A 15,361-nucleotide genomic window follows, 5' to 3' on the forward strand; every position below is an offset into this window, starting at 1 on the left:
TAGTAACTATGAAGAAAGAATCAAAAGCAGACCCCACCCCAAAAGGCCTACCTAGAGTTTGTTTTTCCTTTACTGTCATATTGTTACTGATTGGATGTCAACAACAAAACGAGCCGTCTACGGTGCCCTTATACGCGGGTTGCGAAGAGTATTCACAGAAGTTAAAAGCCAAGGTTAGTGCAGACTATGATGTCGATATAGAAATCTTTAAATTCGACTCAAGTTTGGTGAATATTGATAGAGTCTATGGGTATATGAAAGTGGCAGGCAGAGATAAAGGCATTGTGATTAATAGCCTCAAGTATCTTTGCTATCCGAAGAACCGGTATAAAACAGAATTGGATATGTTAGGGGTATCCCAAGTCAAGAGTATTGCAAGCGATATCAATTCTAGAGGCAGTGTCTATTTTGTAGACTTTTCAGGCCCTGACATCTCCATAAATTATAATGGAATCTCTGAATCTGATAAGCAGGACGTATTAAGATAGATTCATTAGCTATTACTGGCGCTGACAGATAAACTAGAGCACTATCAATAGTTCGCGAGCGAAGTATAAGATTGTAGCCTAATGGTCATTATTTGGCACTTCAAATAGCTAAACTTTGTGAAAAATATGGTTAGAATTTACATCTAGATCCACGCAAATAATAAGATTAGGTTATAGTAAATTCAACACCCTCTATTAGCTTCTTTATTGAACTTTCATCACCGCCATATTTCTTAACCATGGTATTAACATCGAATATAACTGCAGAGCATTCGGTAGTGTTCAAAATTCTGTGTCACCTCTATAGTTTGCCCCCTACAGGGAGTGACACACCATGTCTGACAAATACCCAGTTATCTACACCTTTAATTTCACCGAGATACCACCGATTCTTAAAATATACATCATCAACCATACGATAGTATTTCACTATACCTCCTCGTATACTTCCATTAAGCTACACTGCAAACTACATAGCGACCAATTACAAAGGACAGATAGCTGTTACAAGGATTAAGTTAAATTCTTCGTAATCCATCACTTGTAGCGCCACTGAAAAACCACCACCTGCATATCAAACACATGAAACTATAAATAGTGTTCTCAGCGGCTTCACTCGGGAATTAAGCCAAAGCCAAAATAGACTAGACAAAGCACTAATAGCTTTCTGTGAGAAGAGACCTAATATATTTGTCCACTGCGTCATACTCTGTCTCTGACAACACTTCAGAGCTATAGCGAATTAGTACACCATCTAGCAGTAACGACACATGCTCAATCTTCCCATCCAAAATCGATACTATTTCATCAGGAGATATTGAGAACTCCAAATTACATAAACTACGACTAAAGTAAGTGACTGGGTTTATATAAAACACTCCATCCCGCCCATTAAGATCTTTGCCAAACTCTCTATTCACCCTCTTTAACTCCCGCCAATGAGGTAAAAAAGCATCTTCATCATATATGGCAGCACGATAGCACTCAAACGACCTCACTAACTCAGGAAAAACGTCATTAACAAGAGCTTTATAATCCACCTTTTCAGGATTAAACTCATATATAAGTCTATCATCACGGCTAGAGTTATTTATTAGGTAATGATCCTTACGCAAACAATAAGACACCTCTCCTGAAATCCCTTTCCCAAGGAATTTCCTCAGCTTGGTAATTGATATAAGCTCCCCCTTACCTATATCAGATACAGAGACGCTGTTTTCTGTAGGCAGCCGCCAAGGCTCTGAAATATCTGCTTGCTTATTCAAAAATCGCCGATGCCTTTCCAGAATTCCATCAGAAATTATAGGAATATGTTGAAATATCATTACATACTTTTTACTCATCTTTTGGTTACTCACGCAAAAATACAATCGAAGCTTTATTAGTAAACCCTGAACAGAAAGTCACTTCCTGTATCAAAAATCAATATATCAGCTTAGAAAATAGACATGCTAATTAATTACCCAACATGTCAGCCAAGAATCAAAAATTCAACACAAAAAAATCATATGCACATATAGTTTTTTTAAAAACCTCCATATCTCCGCCATACTCTTTCAAAAGCGCATCTACATTATAAATTATCGCAGAGCATTCCGGAGTCTCGGACAATACAACTTTTTTAATTATCCGAAGTTCATCTGGCCAATCCATACTACTAATAGTGCTAGAATTGCCTATTGGATCGATAATACAAATCGTTGAACACTTAGGAAGTTTTATCCCTTCCATGTCCACATTTATGAAACGACACTGGTCTAGCGTAGCATCAGAAAAATCACACTCTTTCATCCTACCATATTCATTCCAGCAATCCCAGTAGCCAAAATCGCACCCTTTATAAGATCCAAAAAATTTTACGTTTTCAAATTTTCCACCAAGAAATTTAACATTAGACAATTTCCTTTTCGCGTGAAACTCTCCACCTAAAAACCTAGCCCCTGATATAGATAGGCTTCTACTACCCACTCTGGACTCGATCTTGCAATTCACTAAAAAAGCCTCTGTCCCTAAATAGGCATTCTCACCTTGATTCAGCCTTATCAGCTCGTTACGAAAGTGCTTTCTTTCAAAACGCATGTTTCCTCCTTGAATTTATCACTCTGAATAATTTAGATTATATTCTCCTAGCGATAACTGCTAAGAGGGTTGTTCAAACCTGCCTCTATCCAAACATTATATAAAGGCACATTTACACCGGGCTAATAAACGCTATCCAGCTCCGTTTGCTCAATCCAGGGCTGAGTTTCCGAGCAACCCCATACTTTGAATAAAAAACAACCGACCGACAACCACCAGTCATCAGGATACGTAGGATAAGCAACAGGCTCAAGCGGTACAGATTCGGGGGAGTAATAAACTTGCTGCTGACCTTGGCACAATTAGCTTGGACTGTCGCGTGATAAGAGCACTTGACGATGGCGATAATGCTGGAGGCGGCGTTGACGAGATTGAGCAGCCAGGATCTGGCCACCAATTATAAATAATCAGGTGATTGTGGTTTAAGGTGGCTCCAATAACTACGTGACATCGCAATTAGCAGAGCCGGTAATTCGGAATCGAAATAACAATAGCTTAAAATAAAAAAGCCCGGCAGGTACTATTTATAGATTCCTGAGCGGGCTTTAAAAGCTTAAACCTTAAGGCTTTCCGCCTTAATTAATATCCAGCATCTTCACCAGACGCTCGGCTGGCATATAGCCCGGTACCAGAGAGCCGTCTTCCAATACCATCGCAGGGGTGCCGGTGACGCCAACCTGCTGGCCGAGGGCGTACTGGGCCATTACCGGGGAATCACAGCTGGCGTTGTCGATATCTTTGCCGTCTTTGACCTTATCCATCAACGCGACACGTTCGCCCGGCTTACCGCACCAGATCGCATTCATCTTATGATAGGCCTTGGAACCATAGCCCTGACGCGGGAAGGCCAGGTAGTTCACCTGAATGCCCATCTCGTTGAGCTTAGGGACTTCATCGTGCAGCTTGCGGCAATAGGGGCAATCGACATCGGTGAAAACGTTAACCACGGCTTTAACTTCGCCTTTTGGCGGGTAGCTGACCAGGTCTTCCTGTTTCAGCTGGCTCATCTTCACTTTGCGGTTTTCGTTGAACTTCTGCTCGGTGACATTCACCAGTCCCTTATCATCCTGATAACGCAGCAGCGGGCCGGTAAAGAAGTACTCACCGCTGGCCGTAGCATAAACCACGTCGCCGTTGTTCAGCTCGACTTCGTAGAGGCCGGCAACAGGTGCTTCCTGTATGCTGGTCGCAGTCAGGCGGGCATTAACATTCTTCAGACTCGCATTGATCGCCTGCTCGACGTCACCGGCCGCAAATACTCCGGTACTCATTCCCAGCAGTACTGCGCCTGCCGCCATTAGTTTACGCATAATCATCCTCAATAAATCCGTTGTCCGGGCCTGTGACAAGTGTTGCTATGTAGATGCCCGGGACTGCATAAAGTTCAGTTATTAAAACATAACAGCGGGTTGTGACGCATTGCTCATCCACGCGGGTGGTGCTGGCGGTGCAGGCTCTGCAGGCGATGCTGAGCAACATGGGTATAGATCTGGGTGGTCGACAGGTCACTGTGCCCCAGCAGCATCTGCACCACCCTCAGGTCAGCACCGTGGTTGAGCAGGTGGGTGGCGAAGGCATGACGCAGAACGTGCGGAGATAACTCCTTATCGATGCCAGCATTCAGTGCGTGGCGTTTAATGCGGTACCAGAAGGTCTGGCGGGTCATCATCTGACCACGCTTACTGGGAAACACCGTTTCATCATCCGCGGGCAGACCAAACTGTGGTCGCACGTCACGCAGGTATTGCTGCAACCAATGAATCGCCTCATCGCCCAACGGCACCAGCCGCTCTTTGCTGCCCTTGCCCAATACCCGGATCACGCCATGGTTCAGATTGATCTGCCCCAGCTGTAGCTCGACTAACTCAGTGACACGCAGTCCTGAGGCATAGAGCACCTCCAGCATCACCCGGTCGCGGTGGTCAATCGGATCAGCCAGGTCCGGCGCCTGGAGCAGGTTAACCACATCCTGTTCGGTGAGGGTCTTGGGCAGTGGCCGAGCCCGCCTGGGGCTGTCCACCCGCAGGGTCGGATCTTCACTGATGATCTGTTCACGTAGCAGGTAGCGATAGAAGCCACGCAGGCAGGAGAGCATCCGCGAGGTGGAGCTGGCCTTCATTCGCTGTTGCACCCGCCAGCTCAGGTGCTGTTGCAGCGCCAGACGGCCGCCATCCAACAGCCACTCTCCGCGCCCATTGAGCCAGCAGGCGTAGTGATTGAGATCCCGCCGGTAGGAGGCCAGGGTATTATCACTTAATCCCTTTTCCATCCAGATGGCGTCCAGAAACTGATCGATCAGCTGTTGATCCCTCTGTGAGGGTAGTGCTGCTTTTGCCACAAACGCGCCTGTTAAAATCCAATTCTGTGGAACCTTACCCTCTACCACCAGTCAATAGCCAGACTCATGCGCCGTTGTTGCTGTGGAAAACGGCTGACAGTGATTCGAATAGCAGTTTATGATTGTTTATTCTTGTAAGGAAACAGGGTAACTCCGATGTCCAGACCGCTCATCTCCACGCAGCGCCGCACCACCGCGCACTACCTGATCGCACTGCTGCTGTTCGCCCTTTATGGCACCCAGGTCTGCCCCTTTCTGGACAGCCTGACCACCGTCCAGCTTCTGGTACCGATACTGCTGACGTTTACCGGGCAGTGGCTGCTGAGGCTGAAACTGGAGCAACGTCTGCAGGCCCTGCCGCTGCAGAAGCAGGCGGCGAGTCAGTTTCGCTACGATTTAGGGCTTTTTATCAGCGGAGGGTTGTTGCTCGCCCTGTATAACCTGGCGGTGTGGCAGTTCCCGCTGGAGAGCAGCGGCAAGATCATCGTCGGTATGCTGGTATTGGGATACCTGATCGCCTGCGAACTGGCTCTGCACCGGGAACGCCAGATCGCCCTGCAGGCAGAGCAGAGCCCGCTGCAGCTGAACCCGGATGACACCCCCTACCCTCTGACCCGGAAATTCACCTGGTTTGCCAGCCTCTGCGCCATCAGCGTGATCGGCGTAATCTTTTTGATCATTAATAAGGATCTGGAGTGGCTGCAACATGCCGGGGCGGAGATTCCGCTGGCGACGGCACAACGCTATATCCTTGCCGAACTGGCCTTTACCATTGGTGCGGTCATGAGCTATGTGCTGGCGATCATCTTCGCCTACGCCGGCAACCTGAAGCTGTTTCTGCAGCGCGAGCAACAGGCCCTTCAGGCGGTTACCTCAGGCGATATGAGCATCCGGGTACCGGTGGGTTCCAACGACGAGTTCGGCCTGATTGCCCACAATACCAATAGCACCATCGACAGCCTGGAGCAGCGCACCCGGGAGCTGAATCTGACCCGCGACGTCAGCATCCTGGCCCTGGCTTCACTGGCGGAAACCAGAGACAACGAAACCGGCGCCCATATCATCCGTACCCAGTACTACGTCAAGGCGCTGGCAGAAGACCTGAAGGATCATCCCGATTTCTGCCAGTATCTCTGCCACGAGACCATCCAGCTGCTGTTTAAATCAGCGCCACTGCACGATGTAGGCAAAGTCGGGATACCCGATGCCATCCTGCTTAAGCCCGGCAAACTGACCGATGAAGAGTTTGATGTAATGAAGCGCCACCCCCGCATCGGCGCGGACGCCCTGAAAGAAGCGGAAGGCCGCATGGGCAGCAATTCCTTTCTGCGTCTGGCGCGTGAGATCAGCCTGACCCATCATGAAAAGTGGAATGGCAGTGGTTATCCGGCGGGGCTCAGTGGCGACCAGATCCCGGTTTCAGGCCGCCTGATGGCGCTGGCTGATGTCTATGATGCACTGATTTCGAAACGGGTCTATAAACCCGCGTTCTCCCACGAGAAAGCACGCGGTATTATTCTTGAGGGCAGCGGCAGCCACTTTGACCCCCGCGTCGTGGAAGCATTCCTACGCTGTGAGGATCAGTTTACGGCCATTGCCGTCAGGCATAGCGACGAAGCCGCTACCGCAGACGTTGCCACCAATGAACGCCTCAGTGATACACCTCTGCCAGCGTGATATTACTGAGGGATAGTGGATACACTGCCTTGCCGTGGGACTGACGCTCTTCGATACGCAGTTTCTGGCTATCAGCAGAGACCAGCTTGCCCTCGATGGTACGGCCAAACACAGTGCGCAGGCGTATCCGCTTCTGCTTATAACGCAGCAATGCCCTGACCGGCACCTCTTTAAAGCCCGGCGGTTGCTCGGCCAGCGGCTTTTTCTTCAGCGTAACAGTTGGCGTCAGCGCCGCCACTTGCTCAGCCCCGGCAGGCTGAGCGGCTTCAGTCTGTGCCACCGGCGGCTGAACGATGGCCGGCTCTGCCCCCATTGAAAAGCCATCACTGTCCGGGCGGGACGCATCGGGTTCTGCTAATGGAGCGGCCCCCACAGAGCTTTCTGCCGCCACGACCTGGGCGTTGTAATCCGGCTGAGCCGCTGCGCCGCCCTGCAGACGTCCTAAGGCTACCGCCAGCGGCTGCAGATTAAGGCGCTTGCCATTCACCTCCAGGGTTGGCTGCAACATCGCCAGCGCCTCGCTCGGCGGCACCATCATCAGTGCCATCGGATTAGCCGTCGGACGCAGCTCAATATAGCTCTGGGCACCCGGTTTCTGTAAACCAACCAATGCCTTGATAAAGGTTTCGGGCAGCTCGAAACGCTGCGCAGCCAGTTGCTGCCGCAGGGTCTGTTCAAAGTTACTGACTAACTGCTCAGGCTCAATCCCCTCACGGGATGCGCAGAACCGGTTGCGTTTGTTGTTATACCCCCGGTCCTGAACTGCCACCGACAGCACTTCAATACCGGCGGCCCCCTGCATCAGGGCGGCACTGTTGATCTGCCCCTGGGCCAGTGGAATTTCCAGGTGGGTGTTGATATCCATCACGCCCTGCATCGACCACCTGAGATCGGTCGTTGCCAGCTGGTTGCCCCGGCTCAGGTAGTAGCTCAGCTCGATATCATTGCGGATATCACCATAGCCCATCAGCGTCATCTGACGCAGCGGGTCATTGGAGTAACAGGGAGATAAGGCACGGATTAAAGCGGTATCGTTGTCCAACGCCATCGGCAGACTGGCAGGCATTGCCGCATTGATCGCCGCGACATTGAGGTTCAGGCCTTCTATACGGGTATTAAACACCTCCGGCCAGCGCCCGGCGGCCAGCATCTGTTCAGCGGCCAGCCAGAACTGTCGATCCGGCGTGGTGAAGTGTACTGCCTGGATACGGAAGGTTTCATTGACTCCCAGCGGCTGGATGCTGATACCGCGCAAGCCGACCTGGTTTTCGATCGGATCGAAGTAGAGCTCTTCAAACTTCAGATCCACCATCGGTTTCAGACCGGCAGTGAACTCTTCTGCCGCCTGCTGCATCGACCACCAGACATAGCCATAGCCCAGTACCACCGACACGACTGGCAGCATCAATGCAACCAGCCAGATTCCTATTCTTTTCAACATCCTGTAGCCCCAAGCGCCAACTTCACAATGAGCTTCCGTTCGAATATACAGAGCTCCCTCTGCGGAAATCTAAGCATAGCGCCAAAGCACATCGCCTGTCTGCCACTGGCGATCAAATTACAGCCACAAAAAAAGCGACCCGTAGGTCGCTTTTTTGATGATCAATGAGGCCGCTCTTAGTTGAGCTTCTCTTTGATACGTGCAGATTTACCAGAACGCTCACGCAGGTAGTACAGTTTCGCCTGACGAACGTCACCACGACGCTTAACAGTGATGCTGTCTACTGTGTTACTGAAAGTCTGGAAAGTACGCTCTACACCCACACCGTGGGAGATTTTACGTACAGTGAAAGCAGAGTTCAGGCCGCGGTTACGCTTGCCCAGAACAACACCTTCAAACGCCTGCAGACGGGTACGGTTACCCTCTACTACCTTAACCTGAACAATTACAGTGTCACCCGGGCCAAATGCCGGCACTTCTTTGTTCATCTGTTCAGCTTCAATCTGCTGAATAATCAGGTTCTTGCTGCTCATCGCTCGCTCCTAAATATTCAACCGTCGGACCCTTGGGTCTCTCGGATGTAATCTGTTAACAACGCCTGCTGTTCTTTATTCAACTCGAGGTTTTCCAGCATATCCGGACGCCTTTCCCAGGTTCTGCCCAGTTGCTGTTTCAGACGCCAGCGTCTGATCTCCTCGTGGTTGCCGCCCAGCAGCACTTCAGGTACCTGCATCTCGTCGAACTGTTCCGGCCTGGTATAGTGCGGACAATCCAACAGCCCATCGCAAAAAGAGTCTTCGGTAGCAGAGTTCTGATGCCCTAATACACCCGGCACCAGACGAGAGACTGCGTCAATCATCGTCATCGCTGGCAGTTCCCCACCACTGAGGACAAAGTCCCCAAGCGACCACTCTTCATCAATTTCAGTCTCTATCAGGCGTTCGTCGATACCTTCGTAACGCCCTGCCACCAGAATAAGCTTCTTCCGACCAGCCAATTCCTGTGCGCCTTTATGGTCGAGCCGACGTCCCTGCGGAGAGAGGTAAATAACCGTTGCATCCTCACCCGCCGCTGCTTTCGCAGCATGGATCGCGTCCCGCAATGGCTGAACTTTCATCAGCATTCCGGGACCACCGCCGTACGGCCGATCATCTACAGTGCGATGTTTATCGAGGGTAAAATCCCTCGGATTCCAGCACGCTATATCGATCAGACCATTTCGCACCGCCCGACCAGAAACTCCGTAAGCCTTTATCGCTTCGAACATTTCCGGAAACAGCGTTACTACGCCAAACCACACAGTCTAAAACTCCGGATCCCAGTCGACCCGCATGGTACCTGTTTCCAGGTTGATATCTTTTATAACCTGATCAGGCAGGTAGGGCAGCAGTCGCTCGTTGCGATCTATGCTTTCCGCTGTGCCTTTGACCACCAGTACATCGTTTGAACCGGTTTCGATCAGGTGGCTCACCTTACCCAGCAACACGCCGGCTTCGGTGTATACCAAAAGGTTTTCCAGCTGACTCCAGTAGAACTCACCGTCTTCCAGTTCAGGAATCTGATCCGCCGCTACAGCGATCTCACATCCGTTATAGAGACGTGCGATCTCGCGATCATCTACTCCAGCCAGCTTTGCAATCAGGCCCTTGCCATGTTTTTTGAAGCTTTCAACCTGATAGGTCTTCCACTGTCCCTGGTACTTAACCAGCCATGGCGAGTAGGTCTGGATGTTCTCCATTGGGTCGGTATGGGAAATAATCTTTACCCAACCTTTAACCCCATAGACAGAGGAAACACGCCCCAGAACTACTGGCTCTTGAGAAGCTTGTTCACTCATCTAATTAACCCAGCCTGATTCCAATAATTACTCAGCAGCTTTTTTAGCTTCTTTAACCAGCTGAGCGACGCGATCAGATACCTGAGCGCCTTTTTCCTGCCAGTAAGCTACACGCTCCAGGTTCAGGCGCAGACGCTCTTCCTGACCACGCGCAGTCGGGTTAAAGAAACCGAGACGCTCAATAAAGCGACCATCACGTGGGTTACGTGAGTCGGCTACAGTGATCTGATAGAAAGGACGCTTTTTAGCGCCGCCGCGAGACAAACGAATTGTTACCATGCGAATGGTCCCTTTATTTGCGGGAGAGGTTTCAGTGTCACCTCTCCGTTTTCGAATGCAGCCATTCTCTGGTTATAAAACCACCGGACGACCACCATAAAAACAGGGCCGAGATTCTACGTTAAATCCCGACCCGTTTAAAGCACTTTCTGCCTACAATTTAAGCAGAAAATCACAATATTATCCGGTGCTTACTTTTTCGGGAAACCGCCACCGCCGAAGGGGTTGCCGCCGCCCATACCACCCATTCCGCCCATGCCACCCCCCATACCAGGAGGCATCATGCCTTTCATGCCACGCATCATCTTCGCCATGCCGCCCTTATTGCTGAATTTCTTCATCATTTTGGACATCTGCTTATGCTGTTTCAGCAGGCGATTGACGTCCTGCACCTGAGTGCCGGAGCCGTTAGCGATACGTTTCTTGCGTGAGCCACTGATCACATCAGGATGACGACGTTCGTGCGGCGTCATGGAGTTGATGATTGCTTCCATCTGCCCCATACCTTTCTCGGCATCGGCTGATTGCGCCGCCTGGGCCAGGTTACCCATACCCGGCAGCTTATCGAGCATGCCCATCATGCCGCCCATGTTTTTCATCTGCTGCAGCTGCTCAAGAAAGTCTTCCAGGTCGAAGCCTTTGCCTTTCTTGATCTTGGCAGCAAACTTCTCCGCCTTGTCCTTATCGATCTTGCGCTCGGCTTCTTCGATCAGGGAAAGCACGTCCCCCATCCCGAGAATCCGGGAGGCAACACGATCCGGATGGAACGGCTCCAGCGCATCGACTTTCTCACCGACACCAAGGAACTTGATCGGCTTACCGGTAATGTGGCGCACCGAAAGCGCAGCACCGCCGCGGGCATCACCATCGGTCTTGGTCAGTACCACACCGGTCAACGGCAGCTCTTCATTGAAGGCGCGGGCGGTGTTCGCGGCATCCTGACCGGTCATGGCATCGACCACAAACAGGGTTTCAACCGGATTGATCGCCGCGTGCAGGCGTTTGATCTCCTGCATCATGTCGCTGTCAACGTGCAGACGGCCGGCGGTATCGACAATCACCACATCATGGTGCTGGATACGGGCATGGGCGATCGCTGCATTAGCGATATCGACCGGATCCTGCTGAGCAGTAGAGGGGAAGAAATCCACACTGACTTCTGTCGCCAGGGTTTCCAGCTGCTTGATCGCCGCCGGACGGTAGACGTCGGCAGACACTACCAGCACTTTTTTCTTCTCGCGCTCTCGCAGGTAGCGGGACAGCTTGGCGACAGAGGTGGTTTTACCCGCACCCTGCAGGCCCGCCATCATAACCACTGCCGGCGGCTGGGCGGCCAGGTTGAGGTCTTCATTCGCCTCACCCATCACCCGGACTAACTCTTCGTTAACGATCTTTACGAAGACCTGGCCCGGCTTCAGGCTATTGCTGACTTCCTGACCGACGGCACGCTCTTTAACGCTGTTAACAAACTCTTTTACAACCGGCAGCGCAACATCGGCTTCCAGCAACGCCATACGCACTTCGCGCAGGGTGCCCTTGATATTGTCTTCTGTCAGTTTCGCCTGTCCTGTGACAGTACGTAGCGTTTTCGTAAGTCGTTCTGAAAGATTCTCGAACATGCATTGCCTCGGCGTTCAGTCCCTGAGCGGCCTCACTGTGAATGTACTGAGATGGTGTGGCGCGCGGGCGGGATACAACAAAATTGAGTAATTGGCGAGCATTATACAGACAGGGCTGAGGCAAGTCGTTAGCTTTCTCGGCATTCCATACGCAGGCAATGTCGTTAAGACCGCCTGACCGGTCAGTTTTCGCGACAGGTTGTGTTATTTCATCCACCCGGCAATTGTGACACACTATCGCGCTGACCCTGCTATTTCAGGGACTGTACACTGACTGATATATAGCTGCCTGGGCCGGTTTGTCCGGACGGGAGGAGATGGATGCTGATAATCCCGACAATTATTGCACTGGTTCTGTATTCCGCTGCGTCATTACTGCAATGGCAATCCCTTAAAGGGGCCGGCAAGGCGTCAAGGGGGCAGATTCGCCTGCTGGGAGCCGCCGGACTGGCTGCCCACACACTGGCGGTATACCTGGTACTGCATCCCGAAAGCGGCATCCACCTCGGCTTTTTCAGTGTCGGCTCCCTGATCACCTGGCTGGTTGCCGGACTGGTGCTGCTGAGCAGCCTGCGCCAGCAGATCGATAATCTGTTTATCGGCGTTTTCCCGATGGCTGCACTGGCAGCTGCGCTGGCGGCGCTGTTCCCCGATATCGGAATGGCCAAGCATTATGCCTCCGGGGTGATTATCCATATCCTGCTGTCGATTCTGGCCTACAGTATCTTTACCGTGGCGATCTTCCAGACCTTGTTACTGCATCAGCAGGAACGGGCCCTGAAACATCACCATACCCGGGGACTGGTCTCTTCCCTGCCTCCGCTGCAGACGATGGAACGGCTGTTATTCGAGATGCTGGGCACAGGCCTTGCGCTGTTAACCGCCTCGCTGGTGACCGGTTTTATCTTTGTTGATGACCTGTTTGCCCAGCAACTGGCACACAAAACCGTGTTGTCGCTTCTGGCCTGGGTCCTGTACGCCGTCCTGCTGGCGGGCCGGATCTTTTTTGGCTGGAGAAGCCGCTCAGCCATGCGCTGGACCATCGGCGGTTTCGCCACACTGGCACTGGCCTTTTTCGGCAGTAAGCTGGTACTGGAAATGCTGGTCTGATTCAGACCTTTCTCTTCTTGACAGGGTCAGGGACTGCACTGAAAATGTCGTTCCAACCCTGAACCACAAGGTGTGCTGTCTTGGAAGACGCATCGATTAGTTTTCTCTCTGGAATCCTTGCGTTCCTGATTCTCTGTTCCGCATTTTTCTCCAGCTCCGAAACGGGCATGATGTCACTCAACCGCTACCGGCTGAAACATCTGGTTAAGAAGAAGCATGCCGGAGCCCGCAAAGCCAGCAAGCTGCTAGCCCGTCCAGACCGCCTGATCGGCGTTATTCTGATTGGTAACAACTTCGTTAACATTCTCGCCTCGGCTATCGCAACTGTGATTGCGGTGCGGCTTTGGGGCGACGCGGGCATCGCGATCGCCACGGCAGGCCTGACACTGATCATTCTGATTTTTGCCGAAGTGTCCCCCAAGACCGTTGCCGCCCTGCATCCGGAGAAGATCGCCTTTCCGGCCTCTTATCTGCTGACACCGCTGCTGAAGCTGACCTACCCGCTGGTATGGGCTGTCAATGGCATTACCAATGGCTTCCTGCGCCTGTTTGGTATCAATGTCACTGAGGGCAATAACCATCACCTCAGCACTGAAGAGCTACGCACCCTGGTAAATGAAGCCGGTGCTCTGCTGCCACAGCGCAACCAGTCGATGCTGCTGGGCGTACTGGAATTAGGCGATGTGACGGTCAGCGATATCATGATTCCACGCAACGAGGTGGTAGGAATCGATCTGGATGAGGACCTTGAAACCATCATCCAGCAGCTCAGCACCAGCGGCCATACCCGGATGCCGGTTTACCGCGGCGAAGTGAATAAAGTGGTTGGCATCCTGCATATGCGCAACCTGGCACAGATCCTTCACCAGGGCCAGGTCTCCAAAGCCGCTATCCTGCAGGTGATTCAGGAGCCGTACTTCGTCCCTGAGAGCACCCCGCTGCAAACCCAGCTGTTGCACTTCCAGAAACAGAGCCGGCGTATCGGCCTGGTGGTGGATGAGTATGGCGATATTCAGGGCATCGTGACGCTGGAAGATATCCTTGAAGAGATCGTCGGCGAGATGTCAGGCGATGGCAATGAAGACAATCAGGATATCCATCGCCAGGATGATGGCAGTTACTTTATCGAAGGCGCCGCTTATATCCGCGAGATCAATAAAGCCCAGGACTGGGATCTGCCAACCGACGGGCCCAAAACCCTCAATGGCCTGATTACCGAGAGACTGGAGGTGATTCCGGAGGCCAATGTCTGCCTGCAGATCGGCCGCTACCGTCTGGAAACCCTGCAGATCACCGGCAATCTGATCAAAACCGTCCGTATCGTGGCTAAGAAGCGCAAGGCGGAAGAGGAAGAGTAAGCCACGCCCGCGCAGCGCATTGACAATAAAGGCGATCCCACGGGATCGCCTTTATTTTATGAAATCGGGTCTGTCTGCACTCAGTCCTGTTGCAGCTTCTCCTCGACACTGCGGATTTTGTCATCCATGGTCTGCTCGCGGTCGGTGCGGGTGCCGACCCGCATCGAGCTGCTGATCCGCGCCGCGCCCATCTCATGCACCACTTCATGACAGCGTTTAACCGCGGCAAAGACCGCATCCCAGTCGCCCTCGACATTAGTGCCATAGGAGTGCATCTGGTAGCTGAGTCCGGAATCCTCAAATACCCGCTGGCAGGCGGCGACATGGTCGGAGACAGAGACACCAACACCGATAGGCACGACGCAGATATCGATCATCACTTTCATAGCAGTACTCCTGAGCTGGATTGATTAACAGATTTCGCCCTGTTCACGACGGGCGATCCTCTGCCAGACTTCGCGCTTTTCATCGTCACTCATCACGCCCCATTCAGCGATCTCCATACCGCTGCGGTGGCAGGCGATACAGATATCGTGATCACCCAGGGCACAGACGCCGATGCAAGGGCTGGGAATTGTTTTTTTCTTTTCGGCACTCATGTGGATGCTCTACTTCTGCTTTTCAAAACTACGGTTAAAGCGGCGCATATTCTCAACATAGTGACGGGCGTTCTCCAGTAATCCCGCGACTTGCTCCTCGCTCAGAGTGCGCTTGACCCTGGCCGGGGAGCCCACCACCAGCGAGTAATCCGGAATTTCCATATTCTCCGGTACCAGGGCGTTGGCTCCGATCAGGCAGCCCTTGCCGATCTTAGCGCCATTGAGCACCACGGCACCGATACCGATCAGAGAGCCGTCGCCCACACTGCAGCCATGCAGCATCGCCTGGTGCCCGACGGTCACATCGCGCCCGATACTGAGGGTGTAACCGGGATCGGTATGCAATACCGCACCGTCCTGGATATTCGAGCCCTCACCGATAATGATCGGGTCGTTATCGCCGCGAATCACTACGTTAAACCAGATACTGCTGCGATCGTGCAGCTGGACATTGCCGATCACCGTGGCATTGTGGGCGACAAAATGTTCAAGGCCGATCAGTTGCACAGCCTGTCCTTCAACGGAATAAAGCATAC

The 15,361-nt window shown here is 52.1% G+C and carries 17 protein-coding genes; 4 read left to right on the forward strand and 13 right to left on the reverse strand.

The genetic code is table 11. The features are described 5' to 3' along the window. Positions 1 to 8: 8 nt before the first annotated feature. Positions 9 to 488, forward strand: coding sequence for a hypothetical protein (locus Q354_RS0118605; RefSeq protein WP_027858919.1), 480 nt, complete (start codon positions 9 to 11; stop codon positions 486 to 488). A gap of 656 nt (positions 489 to 1,144) precedes the next feature. Here the strand turns inward: Q354_RS0118605 and Q354_RS0118610 are convergent. From Q354_RS0118610 to xerD, 4 genes are all read right to left on the reverse strand, one after another. Continuing rightward, positions 1,145 to 1,831: a hypothetical protein gene (locus Q354_RS0118610; protein ID WP_156948423.1), complete on the reverse strand. Its 687-nt coding sequence runs from the start codon at positions 1,829 to 1,831 to the stop codon at positions 1,145 to 1,147. 139 nt (positions 1,832 to 1,970) lie between these two features. Then, complete coding sequence (locus Q354_RS27600) at positions 1,971 to 2,567, reverse strand: pentapeptide repeat-containing protein (RefSeq protein WP_051560333.1); 597 nt, start codon at positions 2,565 to 2,567, stop codon at positions 1,971 to 1,973. A 575-nt stretch (positions 2,568 to 3,142) separates the two neighbouring features. Beyond that, positions 3,143 to 3,877 (reverse strand): thioredoxin fold domain-containing protein, encoded by a 735-nt coding sequence (locus Q354_RS0118620; protein WP_027858921.1) that lies wholly within the window; start codon positions 3,875 to 3,877, stop codon positions 3,143 to 3,145. A gap of 113 nt (positions 3,878 to 3,990) precedes the next feature. Further along, on the reverse strand, positions 3,991 to 4,905 hold the full coding sequence (gene xerD, locus Q354_RS0118625) for a site-specific tyrosine recombinase XerD (RefSeq protein ID WP_027858922.1): 915 nt from the start codon (positions 4,903 to 4,905) through the stop codon (positions 3,991 to 3,993). 156 nt (positions 4,906 to 5,061) lie between these two features. Here xerD and Q354_RS26465 point away from each other — a divergent pair, with 156 nt between their 5' ends. Further along, on the forward strand, positions 5,062 to 6,582 hold the full coding sequence (locus tag Q354_RS26465; RefSeq protein WP_051560335.1) for an HD domain-containing phosphohydrolase: 1,521 nt from the start codon (positions 5,062 to 5,064) through the stop codon (positions 6,580 to 6,582). Here the strand turns inward: Q354_RS26465 and Q354_RS0118635 are convergent. The 6 genes from Q354_RS0118635 to ffh all read right to left on the reverse strand — a co-directional run bounded on the left by Q354_RS0118635 (position 6,557) and on the right by ffh (position 11,758). Beyond that, positions 6,557 to 8,023 carry a hypothetical protein gene (locus Q354_RS0118635; protein WP_156948424.1) on the reverse strand — a complete coding sequence of 489 codons (1,467 nt, stop codon included), beginning with the start codon at positions 8,021 to 8,023 and terminating at the stop codon, positions 6,557 to 6,559. The genes Q354_RS26465 and Q354_RS0118635 overlap by 26 nt on opposite strands. A gap of 176 nt (positions 8,024 to 8,199) precedes the next feature. Continuing rightward, a complete protein-coding gene (gene rplS / locus Q354_RS0118640) occupies positions 8,200 to 8,556 on the reverse strand; it encodes a 50S ribosomal protein L19 (RefSeq protein WP_027858924.1) in 357 nt (118 codons plus the stop codon). A gap of 17 nt (positions 8,557 to 8,573) precedes the next feature. Then, positions 8,574 to 9,323, reverse strand: coding sequence for a tRNA (guanosine(37)-N1)-methyltransferase TrmD (gene trmD / locus Q354_RS0118645; RefSeq protein ID WP_027858925.1), 750 nt, complete (start codon positions 9,321 to 9,323; stop codon positions 8,574 to 8,576). 3 nt (positions 9,324 to 9,326) lie between these two features. Continuing rightward, complete coding sequence (rimM, locus tag Q354_RS0118650; RefSeq protein WP_027858926.1) at positions 9,327 to 9,860, reverse strand: ribosome maturation factor RimM; 534 nt, start codon at positions 9,858 to 9,860, stop codon at positions 9,327 to 9,329. A gap of 27 nt (positions 9,861 to 9,887) precedes the next feature. Beyond that, positions 9,888 to 10,139 carry a 30S ribosomal protein S16 gene (gene rpsP / locus Q354_RS0118655; protein WP_027858927.1) on the reverse strand — a complete coding sequence of 84 codons (252 nt, stop codon included), beginning with the start codon at positions 10,137 to 10,139 and terminating at the stop codon, positions 9,888 to 9,890. A gap of 191 nt (positions 10,140 to 10,330) precedes the next feature. Beyond that, positions 10,331 to 11,758, reverse strand: a complete 1,428-nt coding sequence (ffh, locus tag Q354_RS0118660; protein WP_027858928.1) for a signal recognition particle protein — start codon at positions 11,756 to 11,758, stop codon at positions 10,331 to 10,333. A gap of 321 nt (positions 11,759 to 12,079) precedes the next feature. On the opposite strand from ffh, the gene Q354_RS0118665 reads away from it, so the two are divergent. Further along, complete coding sequence (locus tag Q354_RS0118665; RefSeq protein ID WP_027858929.1) at positions 12,080 to 12,868, forward strand: cytochrome C assembly family protein; 789 nt, start codon at positions 12,080 to 12,082, stop codon at positions 12,866 to 12,868. Between the two features lie 80 nt (positions 12,869 to 12,948). Continuing rightward, positions 12,949 to 14,226 carry an HlyC/CorC family transporter gene (locus Q354_RS0118670; protein WP_027858930.1) on the forward strand — a complete coding sequence of 426 codons (1,278 nt, stop codon included), beginning with the start codon at positions 12,949 to 12,951 and terminating at the stop codon, positions 14,224 to 14,226. A gap of 80 nt (positions 14,227 to 14,306) precedes the next feature. Here Q354_RS0118670 and Q354_RS0118675 read toward each other — a convergent pair whose 3' ends face one another. From Q354_RS0118675 to Q354_RS0118685, 3 genes are read right to left on the reverse strand one after another with little or no spacing between them, the layout of a single operon-like run. Next, entirely contained in the window at positions 14,307 to 14,612 is a 306-nt protein-coding gene (locus Q354_RS0118675) for an MTH1187 family thiamine-binding protein (RefSeq protein WP_027858931.1), read from the reverse strand. A gap of 24 nt (positions 14,613 to 14,636) precedes the next feature. Next, positions 14,637 to 14,825, reverse strand: coding sequence for a DUF1289 domain-containing protein (locus tag Q354_RS0118680; RefSeq protein WP_027858932.1), 189 nt, complete (start codon positions 14,823 to 14,825; stop codon positions 14,637 to 14,639). Positions 14,826 to 14,834: 9 nt separating this feature from the next. Further along, positions 14,835 to 15,359 carry a gamma carbonic anhydrase family protein gene (locus Q354_RS0118685; protein WP_027858933.1) on the reverse strand — a complete coding sequence of 175 codons (525 nt, stop codon included), beginning with the start codon at positions 15,357 to 15,359 and terminating at the stop codon, positions 14,835 to 14,837. Positions 15,360 to 15,361 lie beyond the last annotated feature (2 nt).

Source organism: Marinobacterium jannaschii DSM 6295 (genome assembly GCF_000620085.1).
In the GTDB taxonomy this organism is placed as follows: Bacteria; Pseudomonadota; Gammaproteobacteria; order Pseudomonadales; family Balneatricaceae; genus Pontibacterium; species Pontibacterium jannaschii.